Annotated in this window: 24 protein-coding genes; 8 read left to right on the plus strand and 16 right to left on the minus strand. The window is 57.0% G+C overall.

Annotated features, from left to right (window positions below):
• Positions 1-23: 23 nt before the first annotated feature.
• The 3 genes from tcp to AFK62_RS21525 form a co-directional block, all read right to left on the minus strand.
• Positions 24-1,691: a methyl-accepting chemotaxis citrate transducer gene (gene tcp / locus AFK62_RS15530; protein WP_007663487.1), complete on the minus strand. Its 1,668-nt coding sequence runs from the start codon at positions 1,689-1,691 to the stop codon at positions 24-26.
• A gap of 423 nt (positions 1,692-2,114) precedes the next feature.
• Positions 2,115-2,480 carry an STY0301 family protein gene (locus AFK62_RS15535; protein WP_007663489.1) on the minus strand — a complete coding sequence of 122 codons (366 nt, stop codon included), beginning with the start codon at positions 2,478-2,480 and terminating at the stop codon, positions 2,115-2,117.
• A complete protein-coding gene (locus AFK62_RS21525) occupies positions 2,467-2,868 on the minus strand; it encodes a BPSL0067 family protein (RefSeq protein ID WP_071884348.1) in 402 nt (133 codons plus the stop codon). The genes AFK62_RS15535 and AFK62_RS21525 overlap by 14 nt, the downstream gene beginning before the upstream one ends.
• A 619-nt stretch (positions 2,869-3,487) precedes the next feature.
• Between AFK62_RS21525 and AFK62_RS15540 the strand changes: the two genes are divergently transcribed.
• On the plus strand, positions 3,488-4,057 hold the full coding sequence (locus AFK62_RS15540; protein ID WP_007663493.1) for a TetR/AcrR family transcriptional regulator: 570 nt from the start codon (positions 3,488-3,490) through the stop codon (positions 4,055-4,057).
• A 61-nt stretch (positions 4,058-4,118) separates the two neighbouring features.
• A complete protein-coding gene (locus AFK62_RS15545; RefSeq protein WP_007663495.1) occupies positions 4,119-4,595 on the plus strand; it encodes a nuclear transport factor 2 family protein in 477 nt (158 codons plus the stop codon).
• Between the two features lie 262 nt (positions 4,596-4,857).
• Here the strand turns inward: AFK62_RS15545 and cynS are convergent, their stop codons facing one another.
• Together cynS and AFK62_RS15555 are read right to left on the minus strand one after the other, a co-directional pair.
• Positions 4,858-5,328, minus strand: a complete 471-nt coding sequence (gene cynS, locus AFK62_RS15550; protein WP_007663497.1) for a cyanase — start codon at positions 5,326-5,328, stop codon at positions 4,858-4,860.
• 34 nt (positions 5,329-5,362) lie between these two features.
• On the minus strand, positions 5,363-6,022 hold the full coding sequence (locus AFK62_RS15555; protein ID WP_007663503.1) for a carbonic anhydrase: 660 nt from the start codon (positions 6,020-6,022) through the stop codon (positions 5,363-5,365).
• Between the two features lie 109 nt (positions 6,023-6,131).
• Between AFK62_RS15555 and cynR the strand changes: the two genes are divergently transcribed.
• Positions 6,132-7,019: a transcriptional regulator CynR gene (gene cynR, locus AFK62_RS15560; protein ID WP_007663506.1), complete on the plus strand. Its 888-nt coding sequence runs from the start codon at positions 6,132-6,134 to the stop codon at positions 7,017-7,019.
• Positions 7,020-7,313: 294 nt separating this feature from the next.
• A complete protein-coding gene (mutS, locus tag AFK62_RS15565) occupies positions 7,314-9,875 on the plus strand; it encodes a DNA mismatch repair protein MutS (RefSeq protein WP_053532017.1) in 2,562 nt (853 codons plus the stop codon).
• 163 nt (positions 9,876-10,038) lie between these two features.
• Here mutS and AFK62_RS15570 read toward each other — a convergent pair whose 3' ends face one another.
• From AFK62_RS15570 to AFK62_RS15580, 3 genes are read right to left on the minus strand one after another with little or no spacing between them, the layout of a single operon-like run.
• Positions 10,039-10,275: a non-oxidative hydroxyarylic acid decarboxylases subunit D gene (locus tag AFK62_RS15570; protein ID WP_007663517.1), complete on the minus strand. Its 237-nt coding sequence runs from the start codon at positions 10,273-10,275 to the stop codon at positions 10,039-10,041.
• Between the two features lie 9 nt (positions 10,276-10,284).
• The gene (locus AFK62_RS15575; RefSeq protein WP_007663519.1) at positions 10,285-11,715 is read right to left on the minus strand and encodes a non-oxidative hydroxyarylic acid decarboxylases subunit C; all 1,431 of its coding nucleotides are present in this window, start codon (positions 11,713-11,715) and stop codon (positions 10,285-10,287) included.
• Between the two features lie 28 nt (positions 11,716-11,743).
• Complete coding sequence (locus tag AFK62_RS15580; RefSeq protein ID WP_071884390.1) at positions 11,744-12,319, minus strand: non-oxidative hydroxyarylic acid decarboxylases subunit B; 576 nt, start codon at positions 12,317-12,319, stop codon at positions 11,744-11,746.
• A 171-nt stretch (positions 12,320-12,490) separates the two neighbouring features.
• Between AFK62_RS15580 and AFK62_RS15585 the strand changes: the two genes are divergently transcribed.
• Positions 12,491-12,898: a MarR family winged helix-turn-helix transcriptional regulator gene (locus AFK62_RS15585; RefSeq protein WP_007663527.1), complete on the plus strand. Its 408-nt coding sequence runs from the start codon at positions 12,491-12,493 to the stop codon at positions 12,896-12,898.
• Positions 12,899-12,900: 2 nt separating this feature from the next.
• On the opposite strand, the gene AFK62_RS15590 is transcribed toward AFK62_RS15585, so the two are convergent.
• Positions 12,901-13,797: a LysR family transcriptional regulator gene (locus AFK62_RS15590; RefSeq protein WP_007663530.1), complete on the minus strand. Its 897-nt coding sequence runs from the start codon at positions 13,795-13,797 to the stop codon at positions 12,901-12,903.
• 108 nt (positions 13,798-13,905) lie between these two features.
• Here AFK62_RS15590 and AFK62_RS15595 point away from each other — a divergent pair, with 108 nt between their 5' ends.
• A complete protein-coding gene (locus AFK62_RS15595) occupies positions 13,906-15,285 on the plus strand; it encodes an MFS transporter (protein ID WP_053532018.1) in 1,380 nt (459 codons plus the stop codon).
• A complete protein-coding gene (locus AFK62_RS15600; protein WP_007663541.1) occupies positions 15,285-15,659 on the plus strand; it encodes a hypothetical protein in 375 nt (124 codons plus the stop codon). Before AFK62_RS15595 ends, AFK62_RS15600 begins: the two co-directional genes overlap by 1 nt.
• A gap of 63 nt (positions 15,660-15,722) precedes the next feature.
• On the opposite strand, the gene rpoS is transcribed toward AFK62_RS15600, so the two are convergent.
• Positions 15,723-16,715, minus strand: a complete 993-nt coding sequence (rpoS, locus tag AFK62_RS15605) for an RNA polymerase sigma factor RpoS (protein WP_007663544.1) — start codon at positions 16,713-16,715, stop codon at positions 15,723-15,725.
• A 59-nt stretch (positions 16,716-16,774) separates the two neighbouring features.
• Positions 16,775-17,869 carry a murein hydrolase activator NlpD gene (nlpD, locus tag AFK62_RS15610; protein ID WP_226991857.1) on the minus strand — a complete coding sequence of 365 codons (1,095 nt, stop codon included), beginning with the start codon at positions 17,867-17,869 and terminating at the stop codon, positions 16,775-16,777.
• On the opposite strand from nlpD, the gene AFK62_RS22915 reads away from it, so the two are divergent.
• Positions 17,754-18,065, plus strand: coding sequence for a hypothetical protein (locus AFK62_RS22915; RefSeq protein ID WP_226991859.1), 312 nt, complete (start codon positions 17,754-17,756; stop codon positions 18,063-18,065). The genes nlpD and AFK62_RS22915 overlap by 116 nt on opposite strands.
• Here AFK62_RS22915 and AFK62_RS15615 read toward each other — a convergent pair.
• From AFK62_RS15615 to ispD, 5 genes are all read right to left on the minus strand, one after another.
• Complete coding sequence (locus AFK62_RS15615) at positions 18,042-18,668, minus strand: protein-L-isoaspartate(D-aspartate) O-methyltransferase (RefSeq protein WP_007663551.1); 627 nt, start codon at positions 18,666-18,668, stop codon at positions 18,042-18,044. The two genes, AFK62_RS22915 and AFK62_RS15615, sit on opposite strands and share 24 nt — an antisense overlap.
• Positions 18,662-19,423 carry a 5'/3'-nucleotidase SurE gene (gene surE / locus AFK62_RS15620; RefSeq protein WP_007663554.1) on the minus strand — a complete coding sequence of 254 codons (762 nt, stop codon included), beginning with the start codon at positions 19,421-19,423 and terminating at the stop codon, positions 18,662-18,664. Before surE ends, AFK62_RS15615 begins: the two co-directional genes overlap by 7 nt.
• Positions 19,424-19,828: 405 nt before the next feature.
• A complete protein-coding gene (gene truD, locus AFK62_RS15625) occupies positions 19,829-20,878 on the minus strand; it encodes a tRNA pseudouridine(13) synthase TruD (protein ID WP_007663561.1) in 1,050 nt (349 codons plus the stop codon).
• Positions 20,875-21,354: a 2-C-methyl-D-erythritol 2,4-cyclodiphosphate synthase gene (ispF, locus tag AFK62_RS15630; RefSeq protein WP_007663563.1), complete on the minus strand. Its 480-nt coding sequence runs from the start codon at positions 21,352-21,354 to the stop codon at positions 20,875-20,877. The genes truD and ispF overlap by 4 nt, the downstream gene beginning before the upstream one ends.
• Complete coding sequence (gene ispD, locus AFK62_RS15635) at positions 21,354-22,064, minus strand: 2-C-methyl-D-erythritol 4-phosphate cytidylyltransferase (protein WP_007663564.1); 711 nt, start codon at positions 22,062-22,064, stop codon at positions 21,354-21,356. The genes ispF and ispD overlap by 1 nt, the downstream gene beginning before the upstream one ends.
• Positions 22,065-22,071: the final 7 nt, after the last annotated feature.

Below are 22,071 nucleotides of genomic sequence, written 5' to 3' on the forward strand. Positions count from 1 at the left end.
ATTTTTGACGCAGGGTTAACGAATCAGAACGTTTCCCAGTTATCGCCGCCCGCAGGTGTAGCCAGTACAGGTTTCACCGGCTCAACACGGGCAAGCGGTGGCGCGCCTGCGCTCTTCGGTGCGCTGATAACGCCGCGAGAAACCTTAAAGGCCGCCACGGCCTGACGTAACTGCTCGGCCTGATCTTCAAGGGCCGCCGCCGCCGCTGCAGATTCCTGCACAAGCGAGGCGTTCTGCTGCGTGACGCTGTCCATCTGGGATACGGCAAGGCTCACCTGCTCAATGCCGCGGCTCTGCTCATCAGACGCCGAAGCTATCTCACCCATAATGTCCGTTACGCGCGTGACCGCCTGGACAATCTCTCTCATCGTATCGCCCGCTTCCTGCACCTGGCCCGAGCCGGTATCGACGCGGTTCACCGAGTTTTCAATCAGCGCTTTAATCTCTTTTGCCGCCTGTGCGCTGCGGCTGGCAAGCGTGCGCACTTCCCCTGCTACCACCGCAAAGCCACGGCCCTGCTCGCCCGCCCGCGCCGCTTCCACGGCGGCGTTCAGCGCCAGGATGTTGGTCTGGAAGGCAATGCTGTCGATAACGCTGGTAATGTGCGCAATCTGCTGTGAGCTTTCGGCGATGGATTTCATGGTCTGCACCACGTTATCGACCACACGCCCGCCTTTATCGGCAGTTTCCGAGGCATTTTTCGCAAGCTGCGAGGCCTGACGCGCGTTATCGCTGTTTTGTTTCACGGTCGCGGTCAACTGCTCCATGCTGGCGGCAGTCTCTTCCAGCGATGCGGCCTGCTGCTCAGTACGTGACGAGAGATCGTTACTGCCAGCAGAGATTTCGCCCGCGCCGGTGTAGATAGATTCTGAGCTATCGCGCACGGCGGTGACGGTACCGGCCAGCGCCTGCTGCATCTCCTGAAGCGACGCCGCGAGCTGACCCATTTCGTTACGTCCTTCCACCACAATCGGGCGCGTTAAATCACCGCCTGCAATCGCACGGATGTGCGCCATCGCGTCATGCAACGGCCCCAGCAGCAGATGACGTAACCCCTGCCAGATGGTGGCGATAGCAAGGATAACGATGAGAGCAATGACACCGAGCGTCCAGAGCATACCGGTAAAGCTCTGCTGGTTTTCCTGCGCGGCCGCCTGCAACAGCGTCGTATTCTGCGCACGCCAGGTAGTGTAGACATCTTCCATCTCATCCTGCGCTTTTTGCGCGTCGAGATTGCCGTAAGCCTCGTAGTTATTGGCGCCGAGATAGCTGATAGACGACTGAAGAATGTCATGCAGCGCCTGGTATTTTTCCGCGATCTGACCCGCTGTCGCTTCATCCTGGCCATTCAGGCGCGGGGAGGCTTTATATTGCGCGAAGTGCTTTTCAGCTTTGGTGAGTGAAGTCGACGCCGTCGCCAGCAGCTTGTTAATAGAAGCAAGCGACGCCGGGTCGCGCTGGTTTTTCAAAAAACGGATCGCAACACGGTTCACCGTCACGCGGGTTTTTACCAGCGTCTGGAAGCTGTCACCTAGCTGTTCCTGCTGATAATTAAGTAAAGTCGCGTTCTGGAAATTATTTCTGTCATTATTGACCGCCGAATAAAAAAGACTTCCGGTGACCATTTGCAATAAAGTAAAGGTCAACAGGATAATAATTATCCCGCTAACCACTTTTATATTTTTTACCATTATCAACCATCCCCTGAAATGAGCGCTATTGTGTAGGTGTTATCGGAATGGTGTGCGCAAACTTTATCCACACTGCTGAAATATGCGAGGGCCGCCATGATTTAAAACAAAAAGATAACAGCCTGTCTCGTCTCGTCGATCGTTAACTTCGTGCGGCCTTCGTCACTGTCCTGGCCAGGGCTTAAAAAGTGAGATGAAGCACCCAACCGTTTCAGTCAGTTTGTCGGCCTGCATGGGGGGAAGCGGCACGCCGATAAAATATCTGGACGCGCTTCAGGGCGGGTAAAAAGAGGTGTATGCGAAAAGACTCAGTGCCGCGAAACGTTGGTTGAGTCAGTGTCAAAATGAACGCGTTATTTTTATCAACTTAAAGCCGGTAGCCTTATTGTCTCTTCAGCAATAACACTACCGTTGAATTAGCCTTTATTCACACGCAGCGATAATGTTGCTGTGCTTATCATAAGTAACAGCACATTTTTTGGCGCTCGCCGGCACGGTTAACTCGATGGTCTGCTTTGTGTTTTTATAGTGGCATATAAAATAAAGCGATGTTTTATGCTCTTTGGCTTCATCCTGATAATCAGGCAATGTCCACACCGTTTCCCGGTCATTATCCGGCATCAGATCGACTAAATCTTTCGGTGGCCCGACAAATAAACTGGCATCGTTTAAAACATGGGTTTTATCCTGCGGCTTCGGGTAGGACGGGCATACCGTTGGGGTGGCCTGAACGCCGCTCACGGATAAAAATAATCCTGCGCTGAGCAAAAGTGCCTTATTCCACAACATAGTAATTATCTCCGTTGTTTTCCGCGCGCGGGGCTTTATGAAACCGTATGGTGCGTTTACTGACACAGTGCGGTGTCGCCACTCGTTCGCCAGTAGGCAACTTTTTGTACGTCATCCACTGATCCAGAACCTGTATCCCTGAGGAATCCTGGCCGAGATAAATAGCTGCGTGGGAACGTCCATCAGTATGGTTACCGTATCGACCATCGGCATCAAAGGTGGCAATCGCCGTACCGGGTGCAAGCGTCGTATTGCCTTTTACTAACGCGCCCCGTTTCCATGCTGCCGTCCGCGGCATATTCGCCGCTTTTTGTGTGAACGCCACGCATTGACCATTCCCCACCGACTTACCGACATAGGCTGACGGAGTGACTGCGATATATGCCATTAAATTAATAACCTATAAAGATGAATGGCGGTATTTTGCTCTTAATGTAAAGTTTTGCAAACGGAGGATCTCGGGGGCATTTTGAATTGAGATAATTCCTGGCAAAATGCGGTTTTTTTAGCTATTTATCATCCGGTTATATAAGCTCCCCGAGGCGCAATGGTTTGAAAAATGCTCTGGTTATCCTTCTGGGAGGATAACTAACGTCAGGCTGTACATAGTGTTCCTCAAAGGTAACAGACCATATCCGCTGCTTCAGCGCAGCACGGAATGGCGGGTTTACGTTATCTCTGGACGGTGAGCGCAGCGTTATCATTCTGAAATAGCGGTAGCTGGCCCAGGCGATGCAAGGGGCCTGAGCTGCCGTCCCCCTTCAACCACATTCGCGGGCATAACATTTTCTGTTTCGGGTGCCAGCGCCCCTTCACTTACGCACGATAACGATTCTGCCAGCGCCTCTTTCCTGAGGACTTCTGAACGCCCTGAGCGAGCTCACGCCCCGTAAGAGCGCTCGGACACCCTTAACGCCAGATTCGTTTTACACACACCCGCCACGTAAAATCAAAAAGATTTTGTCTAACACTTGACCGAAGGAGAACGATCGTTCTACTTTTATCCTATGAACAAAAACACGACTAACACCCGAGAGAAAATTCTCGCCACTGCCGAGCAACTCATCTATCAGAACGGGATCCAGGCTACCGGCATGGATCTTCTGGTGAAGACGTCAGGCGTGGCCCGGAAAAGCATTTACCGGTATTTCGCGAACAAGGAAGACGTGACGGCCGCAGCACTGAGCGCACGCGATATTCGCTGGATGGAATGGTTCAGGACTGAATGTGACAAAGCGGAGACCCCGCAAGCCCGCATCCTCAATATATTCACCGTGCTTAAAGGCTGGTTTGAGTCAGAGGGGTACTGCGGATGTGCATTTATCAACACGGCGGGCGAAATCGGAGACCCAACCGATCCGGTTCGTCATATTGCCAGATTGCATAAACAGAAATTACTGGATTACCTCGTTGAGCTTACCGCCCAGCTGAATAAAGAGCAGTCATTACCTCTGGCAAGACAGTTACTCATACTGATTGAAGGCGCCATCACTATGTCACGTGTGATGGGTGATTACCGCGCCGCCGACGATGCAAGAGACATGGCTCAGCTGTTACTGAAACAGGCTTCGCCATAGAAGCCTGAGTCCCACGCTTAATCGACTCACTGAAATATCCACTTTAACTGGAGGCACCACCATGTCTGATTCACACGTTCGTCCGCCACTTCCTCCCTTCACCCGCGAGACGGCTATTGAAAAAGTCAGGCTCGCTGAAGATGGCTGGAATAGCCGCGACGCAGAGAAAGTCTCGCTGGCATACTCGCTGGATACCAAATGGCGTAACCGCGCGGAGTTCGCCAATAACCGTGAAGAAGCAAAAGGCTTTCTCGATCGTAAGTGGAAAAAAGAACATGAGTATCGCCTCATTAAAGAATTATGGGCGTTCGACGGTAACCGCATTGCCGTTCGCTACGCATATGAATGGCATGATGATTCCGGTAACTGGTTCCGCTCTTATGGCAATGAAAACTGGGAATTTGCGGCAGACGGCCTGATGCAGCGCCGCTTCGCATGTATCAACGATATGCCCATCAAAGAAAGCGAACGCAAATTCTTCTGGCCGCTGGGCCGTCGTCCGGATGATCATCCGGGCCTGTCAGATCTGGGGCTGTAAGGCTGTACTTTCCTGAGAGGCCCAGGGCGACGGTTCCTGCCGGGGCTTTCTCAGCCAGACAATCTGGACACGGCGCGCTGAAGCGCAGAGCGCTTTTTTATTCTGAACGCGCTGAGTGAGCAACAGGCTCCATTCAGTGATAGGCACAATACGCGAGAGGATTAATCGTAGGCGGGGTTTAGCCCGGTGACTTTTTTCTGTCCTGATTTGTGTTTCAGGCCCGGGTCATTTTCAGTCGCCAGGCCTGCTTATCAGGCAGCCATCAGAAAGGTTTGGTAGGCAGATATTTGCCGTCGAGGGTGATGACGGCACGATGCCCCCCTTCAGGATCCTCGACTTTCTTAACGTCCAGTTTGAAATTGATGGCGCTGATGATGCCGTCACCAAACTTTTCGTGAATCAGCGCTTTAAGCGTCGTGCCGTAGACCGACATCATCTCGTAAAAACGGTAGATGGTGGGGTCAGTTGGCAGGGTATTCACGACGCTTCCCCGAACGGGTATTGACTGCAATAACGTAATTTCATCCGCACTGAGATCGAGTTTCTTCCCCACAACGTGTGCCGCGCTGGCAGGCAGCGCGTGCTGTCCGAGCAGAGCCGCGACGACGAAGGCTTCTGACAGCCCCGTGCCGTCGACTATCTCAGCGTAAGAGAGGCCTTTGCGGGCTTTAGCCAGAATGATGGTTTCGGTAAGTGCCATGCGGGCAGTCTGGGTGGCTTGCGTCTGGATCATGGTGTTATCTCCTGGGGAGTGGCAGGTTAAGGGGTCAGGCAACACGCCTGGCTTTTCGGGAAACGGCGTAAACGTCGGGGTTTTCTGCGAGGGGCACGAAGGTGCCGGAGCGGCCATCGAAGGCATCAATGCGCCCGCTTCCAATGTCATAGATCCAGCCATGAAGCGTCACGCGACGTTCTTCCAGCGCCAGACGAACCGACGGATGCGTCTGGATGTTAGCCAGTTGCGCGATGACGTTTTCGCGCACCATCGCTGCGACTTTCGCCAGCGGATCCTGGTGCTCTCGCGCCTCATTGACCACACGCGCGGAATCGGCGTATCGCAACCAGCTAGCCACAGCGGGCATGTGATCCAGGCATTTACAGGTTGCGATAGCCGTCATTGCGCCACAGTCAGAGTGGCCGCAGATAACAATGTCGGCGACCTGGAGCGCGGCGACGGCGTATTCCACAGAGGCTGAAACACCGCCCGGCTCCGGGCCATACGAGGGCACGATATTTCCGGCGTTGCGAATAACAAAGAGATCGCCCGGCTCGCGCTGCGTGACCAGTTCTGGCACCAGTCGACTGTCAGAGCAGGAGATAAACAGCGCCCTGGGACTCTGCTGCGTAGCCAGCTCCTTAAAGAGCTTTACCCGCTCGGGAAACGCACTTTTCTGAAACGTCAGAAAACCGTCAATGATGTCTTTCATGGTCACAATCTCGATGTCTCTGGGATGAGACAAAGATTACGTAACGCATGACATTAGGTAAAAGTCGCAATTATTATGGGGCGAATCAGAAAATCTTATAGGAGCGGCTATGCTCGCCAGACACATCCGGTATTTCCTGGCGGTCGCGGAGCATCTGAGCTTCACGAAAGCAGCGATGGCCTTACATGTCTCTCAGCCTGCCCTGTCGCAGCAGGTAAAGCAGCTTGAGGAAAGTCTTGGCGCCCGGTTGTTTGACCGCTCCGGGCGTGTGACCCGCCTGACGGATGCCGGCGCGGCCTATCTGCAGTATGTTCGCCGGGCGTCTCAGGAATTGCAGGAAGCTCAGCGCGCCATTCATGACGTGCGCGACCTCAGCCGTGGCTCATTGCGCGTGGCCGTGACGCCCACGTTCACCACCTATCTGGTGGGGCCGGTGGTCGAGGCTTTTCACTCCCGGTATCCAGAGATTACACTCAGCCTGCAGGAAATTTCGCAGGAACACATGGAAGAACTCCTGCTGGCGGATGAACTCGATGTGGGAATCGCTTTTGAGCACGCCCACAGCCCCGATATTGAGGCAGTCCCGTTGCTGGATGAGACGCTTGCGCTTGTCGTCAGCCCCGGGCACCCGTTAGCCCATGAAAAATCGGTAGGGCTGGAGCGCCTGAATGCGGAATCGCTTGTTTTGCTCAGTACCGAGTTCGCGACGCGCGAACAGATCGATAACTACTGCCGTAAACACGGCATTCACCCTAAGGTTGTGGTGGAAGCCAATGCGCTTGGCGCGGTGATAGACATCGTTCGCAGAACATCGTTATCGACATTGTTGCCTGCGAAAACGGCCTTTGCGCATGCTCCTCTCGTGGCGATAGCGCTTGAACCCGAGCGCCTGCAACGTAAAGCCGTGCTTATGCGCCGCCGGGACGCCTATCAGAGTTTTGCCGCCCGGGTTTTCACGAAACTGACAGTAGCCATTTCCGCAGAACTGAAAAGTTAACACGCGCCGCTTTAAGGTGTTCCGCCTCTGCCAGAGACAATGGACGGTCTTGCTGGCTGGACGACAGTTTGCCTGCCCTAAAGACTCCGTTATCATGCTCCCTGCGTATTTATGAAACCAATATTGGTTGTGCTGTATGTGGCCATTTATCACCAGGCGGTAGATTGGCAAACGACGCTTTAACCAACATTTATATGTAGGATTTCATAAGGTCCAGTGAGACAAAGTGAACTCAATGAGAACAAAAACTATCACTCACTCATTAAAATTTAAGCTAATGGACATTAAAAACCGATGAGCACAAGCGAAACCTTCGACGCCCACACCCCAATGATGCAGCAGTATCTGAAGCTCAAGGCGCAGCACCCTGACATCTTACTGTTTTACCGCATGGGCGATTTTTACGAACTCTTTTATGACGATGCGAAACGCGCGTCGCAGCTGCTGGATATTTCACTGACCAAACGCGGCGCTTCAGCCGGTGAACCGATTCCGATGGCGGGCGTGCCGCACCACGCTGTAGAGAACTATCTGGCGAAGCTGGTTAACCTTGGCGAATCGGTGGCGATTTGCGAGCAAATCGGCGACCCGGCTACGTCAAAAGGGCCAGTTGAGCGCAAAGTGGTGCGCATCGTCACGCCTGGCACTATCAGCGACGAAGCGCTGCTTCAGGAGCGTCAGGACAACCTGCTCGCGGCCATCTGGCAGGATGCGAAAGGCTTTGGCTATGCGACGCTTGATATCAGCTCTGGCCGTTTTCGCTTAACCGAGCCGCAGGACAGGGAAACCATGGCCGCGGAGTTACAGCGCACGAACCCGGCAGAGTTACTGTACGCAGAGGATTTCGCCGAGATGGCGCTGATTGAAGGCCGTCGTGGCCTGCGCCGTCGCCCGCTCTGGGAGTTTGAGCTCGATACCGCACGCCAGCAGCTGAATTTGCAATTCGGTACGCGCGATCTGGTGGGCTTCGGCGTGGAAAACGCGCCGCGCGGCCTGTGCGCTGCCGGTTGCCTGTTGCAGTACGTGAAAGACACGCAGCGCACCAGCCTGCCGCATATCCGCTCAATTACGATGGAGCGCCAGCAGGACGGCATCATTATGGACGCCGCAACGCGCCGTAATCTGGAAATCACTCAGAACCTGGCAGGCGGCGTGGATAACACGCTGGCTTCCGTGCTGGACTGCACCGTGACGCCGATGGGCAGCCGCATGCTGAAACGCTGGCTGCATATGCCGGTGCGCGATACCGCGGTGCTGCGCCACCGCCAGCAGGCGATTGCCGCGCTGATGGAATACAGCGCTGAGCTTCAACCGGTGCTGCGACAGGTGGGCGATCTGGAGCGTATTCTGGCGCGCCTTGCGCTGCGTACTGCACGCCCGCGCGATCTGGCGCGGATGCGTCACGCCTTCCAGCAATTACCACTGCTCAACACGTTGCTGACCGATATCGACGCGGAGTCTGTGCAGACGCTGCGTGAACAGATGGGTGAATTCGCAGATCTGAGAACGCTGCTGGAGCGCGCCATTATTGAAGCGCCGCCGGTGCTGGTGCGTGACGGCGGCGTGATTGCGCCAGGCTATCATGAAGAGCTCGACGAATGGCGGGCGCTGGCGGATGGCGCGACCGATTACCTGGACAAGCTGGAAATTCGCGAACGCGATAAGCTCGGCATCGACACGCTCAAAGTGGGCTTTAACGCAGTGCACGGCTACTTTATTCAGGTGAGCCGCGGTCAGAGCCATATGGTGCCGATTCACTATGTACGCCGCCAGACGCTGAAGAACGCCGAGCGTTATATCATTCCGGAACTGAAAGAGTATGAAGACAAAGTTCTGACCTCAAAAGGCAAAGCGCTGGCGCTGGAAAAACAGCTCTACGATGAGTTGTTCGATTTGCTGTTGCCACACCTGGCGGACCTGCAAAAAAGCGCCGCCGCGCTGGCAGAACTCGACGTGCTGGCAAACCTCGCCGAGCGTGCCGATACGCTCAACTACCGCTGCCCGACGCTTACCGATAAACCGGGCATTCGTCTGGTGGAAGGCCGTCATCCGGTGGTAGAGCGCGTGCTGAACGAGCCGTTTATCGCCAACCCGCTGTCGTTAAGCCCGCAGCGCCGAATGCTTATCATCACCGGGCCGAATATGGGCGGTAAAAGCACCTATATGCGCCAGACGGCACTGATTGTGCTGATGGCCTATATCGGAAGCTTTGTACCTGCAGAAGAAGCGGAAATCGGCCCGATCGACAGGATCTTTACCCGCGTGGGCGCGGCGGACGATCTGGCTTCTGGTCGCTCGACGTTTATGGTGGAGATGACCGAAACCGCCAACATTCTGCATAACGCGACCGAACATAGCCTGGTGCTGATGGATGAAATTGGCCGCGGGACGTCGACGTATGACGGCTTGTCACTCGCGTGGGCATGCGCAGAAAACCTTGCTAACCGGATCAAGGCGCTGACACTGTTCGCGACGCACTATTTCGAACTGACCCAGTTGCCGGAGAAAATGGAAGGCGTCGCGAACGTGCATCTGGATGCCATTGAGCATGGTGATACGATTGCATTTATGCACAGCGTACAGGACGGCGCGGCCAGTAAGAGCTACGGGCTGGCGGTAGCGGCGCTCGCAGGTGTGCCGAAAGAGGTGATTAAGCGCGCGCGCCAGAAACTGCGCGAGCTGGAGAGCCTTTCCGGTAATGCGGCGGCGACACAGGTGGATGGCACGCAGATGTCGCTGTTGAGCGCTGCGGAAGAGACAAACCCGGCGGTTGAGGCACTGGAAAATCTTGACCCGGATTCGCTTTCGCCGCGTCAGGCGCTGGAGTGGATTTACCGGTTAAAAAGCCTCGTGTAACGCAACGGCGGGTTGCGCTGCGCTCCCCGCCCTGCCTTCTACATCACCTCTGTTAATACCTGTAGGGCGGGTTAAGCGCAGCGCCCCCACCGTTCCCCAGTAATATTACGCATACCGGCTTTTCACCCTCTTCCCTGCGGGAAGAGGTCAGGCTGAGCGTATATTACCGCTTATCCTCTGAGAGCAGCGGCGGCACGGTGGGCACTTCCGGGGCATTATCAATATCGTTCTGCGTCATCCGAAACGCCTCAGGATAATGCTCACGGCTGGTGCGGCGCAGCGGCTCGGTGTCGCGCCAGGTATACAGACAGTGCTGGCACTGATACACCGTCCAGACGCCTTTTACCGGCGAGGTCGCCATAATTTCGATGGTGTCATCGGCACAACGTGGACAAATCATCTCGACTCCTTATTTTCTGCGGTTAGCCAGCATGGCGGTTAATTTTTCCACCCACATCGGGGTCTCGGGCAGATCCTTCACCGGCTGGCTGTAATGGCCGCGGTTGTCCGGCGCAACGGGCGTCGTGGCATCGATAATCAGCTTGTCGGTAATGCCCGCGGGGCTTGATCCCGGATCCAGCTCCAGTACCGACATATTCGGTAGCTGCACCAGATCGCCTGCCGGGTTAACCTTTGATGACAACGCCCACATCACCTGCGGCAGATCGAACGGATCGACATCCTCATCGACCATAATCACCATCTTCACGTAGCCCAGCCCGTGCGGCGTCGTCATTGCCCGCAGCCCGACCGCGCGAGCAAAACCGCCGTAGCGTTTTTTCGTGGAGATAATCGCAAGCAGACCGTGGGTGTACATCGCATTAACGGCCTGCACTTCCGGGAATTCTGCTTTTAACTGCTGATAGAGCGGCACACAGGTCGCAGGCCCGATCAGATAATCGATTTCGGTCCACGGCATACCAAGATAGAGCGATTCAAAAATCGGTTTGGTGCGGTAAGAAACCTTATCGATCCGCACAACGGTCATATTGCGCCCGCCAGAATAGTGCCCGGTAAACTCGCCGAACGGCCCTTCTATCTCACGTTTGCGACCTTCGATCACACCTTCAAGGATCACCTCTGAGCCCCACGGCACGTCGAAACCGGTCAGCGGCGCGGTCGCTATCGGATACGGACTTTCACGTAGCGCGCCTGCCATCTCATATTCCGACTGGTCATATTTCAGCGGTGTGGCACCCATCAGCGTGATGATCGGATCATTGCCAAGCGTAATGGCGATCGGCAAATCTTCGCCGCGCTCCTCCGCTTTATGCAGATGCAGCGCAATATCGTGCATCGGCACGGGTTGCAGCCCGAGTTTGCGCTTGCCTTTCACTTCCATACGGTAAATGCCGACGTTCTGCTTGCCGAAGTGGTCAGGATCCTGCGGATCGCGCGACACTACACACGCTTTGTCGAGATAGAATCCGCCGTCGCCGTCGTTTAAGCGAAAGAGCGGCAGAATATCGAACAAGTTGATGTCATCACCGTCCACGCTGTTCTGCGCCCACGGTGGATTATCACGGCGCTCTGGCGCGACGGGAAAGGTGTCCCAGCGGCGGATAAATTCGTCGATTTGCTGCTTCACTGGTGTCGTGGGCGGCAGGCCCAGCGAAATCGCATGATTTGGCCATGAGCCGATGGTGTTCATCGCCACCCGCGCATCGGTAAAGCCGCGAATATTGTCAAACCAGAGCGCGGGCGCGCCTTCACCGATGCGTCCGCTCGCGTTGGCGGCAGCGGCGATATCCGGCTCCGCCTGTACTTCTTCGCTGATTCTCAGCAGTTGTCCCTGTTCTTCAAGCGCCTGCAAAAAGCTGCGCAGATCGTCAAACGCCATGCGTATTCCTCCTCATGATAAATGGATGTCAGTCTTTGACGGGGCGTAACCCTTGCCAGCGGCGGGCATTGCGGGCATCAAGCCCAAACTGATCGAGCACGCGGGCGACAATATGATTGACCATATCGTCCAGCGTCCCGGGATGGTTGTACCAGGCGGGCATCGGCGGCACGATGGCAACCCCCATACGAGAGAGCGCCAGCAGGTTTTCCAGATGAATGGTGCTAAGCGGCGTTTCGCGCGGTACCAGCACCAGTTTGCGCCCCTCTTTCAGCACCACATCGGCGGCACGCCCCACCAGTCCTTCGGCATACCCGGCGCGAATGCCCGCCAGGGTTTTCATACTGCACGGAATAATCACCATTCCGTCTGTGCGAAACGATCCGGATGAGATAGTCGCCGCCTGATCTGCCGGGCTGTGCACCACATCGGCAAGCCCCGCGACATCCTGCCAGGAGAACGGCGTTTCCAGTTCAGTGGTGGTTTTTGCCCATTTCGACATCACCAGATGCGTTTCTACCTCGGGCATCGCTTTCAACGCCTGTAACAGTGCAACACCCAGCGGCGCGCCGGTCGCGCCTGTCATTCCGACTATCAGTCTCATGCGTCCCCTTTGACATTGTTCGTACACGAACTTATGAATTCAAAGTACGCCGACGTGAGGAGGCTGACAAGTTCGTTCGTATACGTTCACACTTTTTGTTAAAAGCCGCCGCGTTAGCTTTCGGCAGATGAGCAGGTATGATGGGAAGGAGAATCTGATTGCGGGGTAGGCATGGCCGTCAAACAACAAGCATTTCACTTATTACGCCAGCTTTTTCAGCGACATACGTCGCAGTGGCAACTGGCGCTGCCTGAGCTGACCAAGCCGCAATATGCGGTGCTGCGCTCAATTGCTGAAAACCCGGGAATTGAACAGGTCGCATTGATAGAGGCCGCCGTCAGCACGAAAGCGACGCTTGCCGAGATGTTGAGTCGGATGGAAAGCCGGAGGCTTGTGCGTCGTGAAAGCGCGCCGGAGGATAAACGCCGCCGGTTTATTTTCCTGACGCCCGAGGGCGAAGCGCTGCTTAACGCGAGCATCCCAAAAGGCGATGCCGTCGACGAAGCATTTTTAGGCAAGCTCACCGCCGACGAGCGGGCGCAGTTCGCCGCGCTTATCGCAAGGATGATTGACGAATAACGCTATAACTCGCCTGCGGCGCGGGCGCGCAGAAAATCGATAAACCCCCGTACCTTGCCGGAAACATGCCGTGCATCGGGGTAGACCGCATAGACGCCCTGCGCCGGAAAACGGTACGCCGGGAGCAGACGCACCAGCGTCCCCCGCGCCAGCGCGTCGGTCACCAGCCATTCTGGCAGCAGCGCCACGCCGCAGCCTTCCAGCGCAAAGGTCATTAACGCGCCAGCGCTGTCGGCGGCAATCGCGGGCGGGCGCGTGATGACAAACCCTGCCGGCGCGTTGTCCGGGCCGGTGAGTTCCCAGCGCAGCGGCGACGCGAGCCGGGTATGCACCAGCCAGTCGGCCTTGCTGAGCGCTTCGAGCGACGAGACCGGGTAGCGCTCAAGCCATTCCGGTGACGCGACCGGGAAAATGGCAAAGCGCGAAATCAGCGCCGCGCGGTAAGCGGAGTCCTGCAATGTGCCGAGCCGGATAGCGACATCAACGCGCTGCGAAATTAAATCGGCAGGCTGAGAGGAAGAAAAGTGGCGGATGCGCAGCGCCGGATGCGCCCGGCTGAACGCCGCCAGCGCCGGACCGACCACATGGTCTGCGTATTCCGGCGTAGTGGTGACGCGCAGCTCGCCGCTAAAACCCTGATGGCTCGCCTGCACCTCTTCACGCAGCGCATTGGCATCTTTCAAAAGCGTGAGGCTGCGCTGATAAAGCCGATCGCCCGCATCGGTTAAGGTCAGGCGACGCGTCGAGCGCAGCAGCAGCGTCACGCCAAGCTCAGCCTCAAGCTGGCGGAGATTAAAACTCACTACCGCTTTGGTCTGGCCGAGCGCGACGGCGGCACCGGTAAAGCTACCGGCATCCACAACGGCGACGAAGGTCGCCAGCCGCGATAAGTTAAGCATCGTTATTACGTTAATTGTCAAAAAAGTTTTGACAGTATATCAACCCGGCCACGGTTTTTCCTGACGCGCCGGGCGTTTACAGTGCCCCTCTTCCACTGAGGGCATACCATGACCTACCGCAACCGCGTCACACTGATTTATCTGCTGGGCTTTTTTCTCGACTTGATCAATATGTTTATCGCGGCGGTGGCTTTTCCCGCTATCGGCGAGGCGCTGAACGCGACGGTGACGCAGCTTGCCTGGATTAGTAATGGTTACATCGCCGGGCTGACGGTGGTGATTCCACTCAGCGCATGGCTCACGCAGCGTCTGGGCGCGCGGCGCGTATTTTTACTCTCGCTGACGCTCTTCAGCCTCGCCACCGCCGCCTGCGGTATGTCAGCGTCGCTGTCGTCGCTTATCTTCTGGCGCGTTATTCAGGGTGCGGGCGGCGGCCTGCTGATCCCGACGGGCCAGGCGCTGGCGTGGCAGCTGTTTGCGAAGCATGAGCGCGCGCGGCTGTCGTCTGCCGTGATGCTCACGGGCCTGCTGGCCCCTGCGCTGTCGCCCGCGCTCGGTGGCGTGCTGGTGCAGGCCGCCAGCTGGCACTGGATCTTTTTAGCCAGTCTTCCGCTCTCGCTGGCGGCGCTGCTGATGGCCTGGCGCTGGCTGAAACCGGACGCGACCCCTGCCGCTCGCCGCTCGTTTGATATCGCGGGCGCGCTTTCCGGCGCGGGCGGACTATTGCTGCTGCTATACGGATTGAACGGGCTTAGTGAGCATGCGCAGCCGCTGCGGGCAGCGATGTCGCTCGCAGGCGGCGCAGCGCTTATGGTCTGGATGCTGCGTCGTTGCCGCCATCACGCCGCACCGCTACTGAAGGTGCATCTCATGGGCGAGCCGCTGATGCGCTTCTCCATGCTGGTCTATCAGTGCGTGCCTGGCATGTTTATTGGCGTGAACGTGGTCGGCATGTTCTGGCTACAGACGGTCGCCGGGCTCTCTGCGGCCGCCAGCGGCGCCCTGATGGTGCCGTGGTCGGTGGCGTCGTTTATGGCGATTTCCGCAACCGCCCGCCTCTTTAACCGTCTCGGCCCGCGTCTGCTTATTATTACCGGCTGCCTGTTGCAAGCGGCAGGTATCGTACTGCTGACGCAGATCGCGCCAGGCAGCCCGTGGGCGCTGCTGGTTACCGCGTTTAGTTTGATGGGTGCAGGCGGCAGCCTGTGCAGCAGTACGGCGCAGAGCAGCGCATTCTTGCACACCGCGAACGCGGATATGCCTGACGCCAGCGCGCTGTGGAATATTAACCGCCAGCTCAGCTTCTGCTTGGGCGTCACGCTTATCAGCGTCGCCCTGAACGTGCTGATGCATCTGCTCGCACCTGCCGCCGCCTGGCGCGCCACCTTTACGCTTGCGGCGGCGCTGACGCTGCTGCCGGTCTTTTTCGCGTGGCGACTGCCTTCTGCGGCGGTCGTTCTGTCATTTTTATCAGAGAAGGAGAAGTGATGAACCGCTGGTTTACGGAAGTCCTGGACGCCCATGTGGCGATTGAACGCTGGCTCGGTCAGGGTAAAGGCGACGTTGAGTCGCTGCTGCTCCGCTTTAGCGCTGACTATTCGATGATCCCGCTAAGCGGCGCGCCGCTTGATGCCGCCGCGTTACGTGCGTTTTTCACCAGCGCGGGCGGCAGCCGACCGGGGATTGTGATTGAGGTCGATAGTTTGTCGCTTATCGCCGAATGGCCTGCGGGTGCGGTGGTCGGGTATCGGGAAACGCAGCGAATAGCGCAGGAAACGACAGTGCGCTGGTCTACGGTGGTGTTTGAACTGCATGAAGGCGAGCCGCGCTGGCGTCATCTGCATGAAACGCGACAAGCGTAAATTTTCGGGAAAATAGAAAGGAAAAAGGCCAGTCAGACGACTGGCCTTTTTTGATGGGAAAGGTTATTCGCGGAACAGCGCTTCGATGTTCAGCCCCTGGCCCTGCAGGATTTCACGCAGGCGGCGCAGGCCTTCAACCTGAATCTGGCGAACGCGTTCACGAGTCAGGCCAATTTCACGACCCACATCTTCAAGCGTTGCCGCTTCGTAGCCGAGCAGACCGAAACGACGCGCCAGGACTTCACGCTGTTTGGCGTTCAGTTCGAACAGCCATTTGACGATGCTCTGTTTCATGTCATCGTCCTGCGTGGTGTCTTCCGGGCCGTTGTCTTTTTCATCAGCCAGGATATCAAGCAACGCTTTCTCTGAATCACCGCCCAGCGGGGTATCAACAGAGGTAATACGCTCGTTCAGACGCAGCATACGGCTAACGTCATCAACCGGTTTATCCAGCTGTTCAGCGATTTCTTCCGCGCTCGGCTCGTGGTCCAGTTTATGGGACAGCTCACGCGCGGTACGCAGATAGACGTTCAGCTCTTTCACGATGTGAATCGGCAGGCGGATCGTACGGGTTTGGTTCATGATTGCCCGTTCGATAGTCTGACGAATCCACCACGTCGCATACGTAGAGAAACGGAACCCGCGTTCCGGGTCAAATTTCTCAACGGCGCGAATCAGCCCCAGGTTGCCCTCTTCAATCAGATCCAGCAGTGCCAGACCACGATTGCTGTAACGACGGGCAATCTTCACCACCAGACGCAAGTTACTTTCGATCATGCGACGGCGGGAGGCTACATCACCACGCAGAGCGCGGCGCGCGAAGTAAACTTCTTCTTCAGCTGTTAACAGAGGAGAATAACCAATTTCGCCCAGATACAGCTGAGTTGCATCTAATACACGCTGTGTTGAACCCTGCGACAGCAGCTCTTCTTCAGCCAGGTCGTTATCACTGGGTTCCTCTTCTACCAAGGCTTTTTCGTCAAAAGCCTCTACTCCGTTCTCATCAAATTCCGCGTCTTCATTTAAGTCATGAACTTTCAGCGTATTCTGATTCATAAGGTGGCTCCTACCCGTGATCCCTGAGCAAAGCGCCTGAAGAAGCGCACTCTGCCGATTTATCGCTGCGGCAAATAGCGCAGCGGGTTTACGGATTTCCCCTTGTAACGAATTTCAAAATGCAAGCGTGTTGAACTGGTTCCGGAGCTACCCATGGTAGCGATTTTTTGCCCCGCCTTAACTTCTTGTTGTTCCCGGACCAGCATAGTGTCGTTATGGGCGTAGGCACTCAGGTAATCATCGTTGTGTTTGATGATAATAAGATTACCGTAACCGCGAAGCGCACTACCGGCGTAGACGACGCGACCATCTGCGGTGGCGACGATTGCCTGTCCTTTGCTGCCTGCGATATCGATCCCTTTATTCCCCCCTTCTGCGGCGGAGAAGTTCTCGATAACGTTGCCTTCAGTCGGCCAGCGCCAGGTAGCGACAGGTACACTGTTGGTCGTGCTGCTTACGGTCGGTTCTGGAGCGCTAACGGCAGGTGCTGTGGAAGGAGCTACGACTGCCCCAGAGCTCACATTCCCAGGCAACATTTTGTTAGCACTCTGTTCACCTGAATCCTCAGAATAAATAATTGTCGGTTTGGAAGCAACCACTGTGCTGCTATTTTGCGCAGGTTTTGAGACTATTCCTTGCGCACTCGCGTCCGCTTGCGTTATAGCATTTCCGCCGGTAATTGGCGTACCGGACGCGTTCCCAACCTGCAGCGTTTGCCCAACATTCAGGCCATACGGGGCTTCGATGTGGTTACGCTGGGCCAAATCGCGGAAATCGTTCCCGGTAATCCAGGCGATATAAAACAGCGTATCGCCGCGCTTAACGGTATAAGTGCTGCCGCCGGTATAGCTACCTTTCGGAATGTTCCCATACTTACGGTTGTAAACAATGCGGCCATTTTGTGTCTGAACCGGCTGATCGGGGATCACATGCGCCTGGCGCGGCTGGCTGATTTGCGGCTGAACCGGTGCCGGCTGGATAGTCGGCTGGCGGGGCTGCGTTGAGATATTTGATGGCGGCATAATCATCCCGCCGCCTGTGCCGGAACTGGCCCCTGCGCTGCTGCTCGCGCTGCCGCCAACAGAACTGACGGGCGCCGGTGCGGAGGAGTTATTTGAATTACATGCCGCCAGACAAAGCGAAATCAGTGACAGCGCCGCGACTCGGCGTGCTGTGAAGGTTGGGCTTCCCGCGCTCATTTATCCCCCTGGAATGGTTTACTTCTCTATAAAAACGATGATGACCGCTGTATTCGGCGTCTGGCCGACGCGATTTTCGCTCACCATACGCCAGAAGCGCGCTAAAAACACAGGAAAAATTCCTGGTTTACGCCAGTTCCCCTTTCACTAAAGGAACAAAGCGCACGGCTTCTACAGTGTCGATAATAAATTCGCTCCCCCGCCGACGAACACGTTTTAACACCTGCTGTTCGTCGCCCACGGGAAGAACCAGAATGCCGCCCTCGTCCAGCTGCGACAATAGTGCCGTCGGGATCTCAGGCGGCGCGGCCGTCACGATAATAGCGTCAAACGGGGCGCGCGCTTGCCACCCCAGCCAGCCATCGCCGTGACGGGTTGAAACGTTGTGGAGATCAAGCTGCTTCAGGCGCCGTCTGGCGTGCCATTGCAGGCTTTTGATGCGCTCGACCGAGCAGACGTGATGTACCAGATGGGCCAGAATCGCCGTCTGGTAGCCAGAGCCGGTGCCGATTTCCAGCACCCTTGAGGCGGGCGTGAGCGTCAGAAGCTCGGTCATTCGCGCCACCATATACGGCTGAGAGATGGTCTGCCCGGATCCTATCGGCAGCGCCACGTTTTCCCAGGCTTTGTGCTCAAACGCTTCATCGACAAACTTCTCACGCGGCACGCGCGAGATAGCTTCAAGTACGCGTTCATCTTTGATGCCCTGAGCACGCAGTTGATTCAGAAGGGTCTGAACACGATTGTTTACCATTGCCCGCTCACTCCGGCGCTGGCTAACCAGCGGGTCACCACGTCCTGCGCGCTGTGCGCGGTTAAATCGACATGCAGCGGCGTAACGGAGACATAGCCCTCATCCACCGCCGCAAAATCGGTATCCGGGCCTGCGTCGAGCTTCTCACCCGGCGGGCCAATCCAGTAGAGCGTGTTGCCGCGCGGATCTTCCTGCGGAATCACTTTATCGGCCGGATGACGGCTGCCGCAGCGGGTGACACGAATGCCTTTGATCTGATCGAGCGGCAGATCGGGTACGTTGATATTCAGAATACGACCGGTGCGCAGCGGCTCGCGTGCGAGTGCGCGCAAAATCGTGCAGGTGACGGCTGCGGCAGTGTCGTAATGCTCATGACCATTTAGCGAAACCGCGAGCGCAGGCAACCCTAAATGACGGCCTTCCATCGCGGCCGCGACGGTACCGGAGTAAATCACGTCATCGCCAAGGTTCGGCCCGGCGTTAATGCCGGAAACCACGACGTCAGGCCCCGGACGCATCAGCGCATTTACGCCCAGAAATACGCAGTCGGTTGGCGTCCCCATTTGCACCGCGATATCACCGTTAGGGTAGGTAAACGTGCGAAGTGAAGATTCAAGCGTTAAAGAGTTAGAAGCGCCGCTACGATTGCGGTCGGGGGCCACTACCTGCACGTCGGCGAATTCACGTAGCGCCTTCGCCAGCGCCTGAATACCCGGCGCGTGGATCCCGTCATCGTTACTCAGCAATATCCGCATAACGCGCTTATTCCCTTTCTGGTGTTAAACATTGAAGTGTTATCCCTTAAAGCTTGTCCGTTTTTTATCCTGTTTCGCTTTCGCTGAACCTTTTCAGACAGGAGGCCGGATAGCCGCTCGCTGGCATTCTAACGCGCGATGCCGCTGTCCGGTAGGGTCGATTTTTGCAAGATCATGTTGTTACATGAGCAAACGCGATAATGCCCCAGCGTCGCGTCATCAGTTATTAGTTCATTTTTCTCCAGAACGCCAAACCAGGGCTCTTCAGGGAAGGGACAACAATACGGCTGAATATCAAGCTTAAACAAGCCGGCCGCGGATTGTTCGGGGAAGCGACGCAACAAAAAACCGCCCCAGGGGGCGGTTTTTTAATGCGTCGCTAAGACAACCGCGCAGAACGGTTTGCTATTCGCTGATATCCGCGTGCTCGTCCGAGGTATTGAAAAGCTCCCTGATGACGCTTGTGGCGAAACTGCCAGCCGGCAGCCAGAAGCTCACCTCCAGAGTGGCATCATCCTGCCAATGCCAGCGCATTTCGCGTGGAAACAGCAGCATCGCGCGGCGCGCGGCTTCCACTTTTTCGCGGGTCAGCAACGATAACAGTTCGGTTTCATCCGCAAGAGTTTCCTGCTCGAACGCCAGCGCCGCGCGTTGCGGGCCCCAGTCGCCGCTGCCGGGCAGCGCCGCGGTAATCAGCAGATCGCCACTCTCCACGCGCGCCTGTAAATCAGGCAGCTCCTCGGCCGTTGCGACAAACCAGCTTCCGCGCCCGGCTAACTGTAGCGCATCGCCGTCGACCACCTGATGCGCCTCTGGTTTTTGCAGTCTTGCACTTGCCAGCCGGTTAAACATCAGGCTACGGGCGGCAGAGAGCGCGAAACCCCGTTTATTGCGCTCGCGCGGCGGCTGCCCGGTTTGCGCCCAGCGCTTTGCCTGCAGCACGTTGCTCCCACCGATGCCGAAGCGCTGCGGGCCAAAGTAGTTCGGCACGCCCTTTTCAGCAATAGCCTGTAGCCGCGTTTGCGCCTCGTCACGATCGGTGATATCGCGCAGCACCAGCGAAAAACGGTTGCCCTTCAGCGCGCCAAGGCGCAGCTTGCGGCGATGACGCGCGAATTCCAGCACCTCGCAGCCTTCAAGCGTAAACGCGCGCATGGCGGGCATCTCTTTGCCGGGTAAGCGCGCGCACAGCCACTGTTCGGTAACCGCATGCTTATCTTTTTGCCCCGCAAAGCTTACTTCGCGTGCCGCAATGCCAAGAAACTTCGCCAGCGCATCCGCCACAAAACGGGTATTGCAGCCGGTTTTGCGAATCCGCACCAGCAGATGTTCGCCGTCGCCGTCCGGCGCGAAGCCTAAATCCTCAACGACCCGAAAATCCGTTGGGCTTGTTTTAAGACGCCCCTGCCCATGCGGCTGGCCGTGCAGCCAGGTCAGCGTGTTGAAATCACTCATGCGCCAGCCTTCATCAGCAGCGCGACGGCCTCGCAGGCGATGCCTTCGCCGCGCCCGGTAAAGCCGAGTTTTTCAGTGGTGGTCGCTTTCACATTCACCTGATCCATATGGCATCCCAGATCTTCGGCGATAAACACACGCATTTGCGGGATGTGCGGGGCCATTTTGGGTGCCTGGGCGATGAGGGTGACATCGACGTTGCCAAGCGTGTAGCCCTTCGCCTGAATGCGACGCCAGGCTTCACGCAGCAGCTCGCGACTGTCGGCGCCTTTAAACGCCGGGTCGGTATCCGGAAAGAGTTTGCCGATATCGCCAAGCGCCGCCGCGCCAAGCAGCGCGTCGGTCAGGGCGTGGAGCGCTACATCGCCGTCAGAGTGCGCCAGCAGACCTTGCTCATAAGGAATACGGACGCCACCAATAATAATCGGGCCGACGCCTCCAAAGGCGTGTACGTCAAAACCATGTCCGATGCGCATTATGCCGTCTCCATTGAGGTTAACCGGGTAAGATAAAACGCCGCCAGAGCCAAATCCTCAGGGCGGGTAACTTTAATATTGTCTGAGCGGCCCGTGACCAGTTCCGGATGAAACCCGCAATATTCGAGTGCGGAGGCCTCATCCGTGATCGTCGCGCCTTCTGTGAGCGCGCGCGTCAGGCAGTCGCGCAGCAGTTCAAGCGGGAAAAGCTGCGGCGTCAGCGCGTGCCAGAGGTTTTCGCGATCCACCGTATGTGCGATGGCCGGTTTGCCCGGCTCCGCGCGTTTCATGGTGTCGCAGGCCGGAGCCGCAAGAATGCCGCCCACGTTGCTGGTTTCGGTCAGCGCCAGCAGGCGCACCAGATCTTGTGCGTCTAAACACGGGCGCGCGGCGTCATGCACCAGCGCCCAACGCGCGTCGCCTGCGGCCTGAAGGCCCGCCAGAACAGAGTCGGCACGCTGCGCGCCGCCGCGCACGACCTGAACATCAGGATGCGCCGCCAGCGGCAACCGGGCAAAGGTGGTGTCAGCGGGACTGATAGCGATGATCACCCGGCTGATGCGCGGATGCTGCAACAGCGGCGCGACCGCGTGTTCGAGAATCGTCTGGTTCCCGATAGTGAGGTATTGTTTTGGACATTCCGTCTGCATACGGCTGCCGATTCCGGCCGCCGGCACCACGGCAATCACGTCCGCAAAGGAAGGCGCCATGTGAAAA

It is taken from the genome of Cronobacter condimenti 1330 (assembly GCF_001277255.1).
Taxonomy (GTDB): domain Bacteria; phylum Pseudomonadota; class Gammaproteobacteria; order Enterobacterales; family Enterobacteriaceae; genus Cronobacter; species Cronobacter condimenti.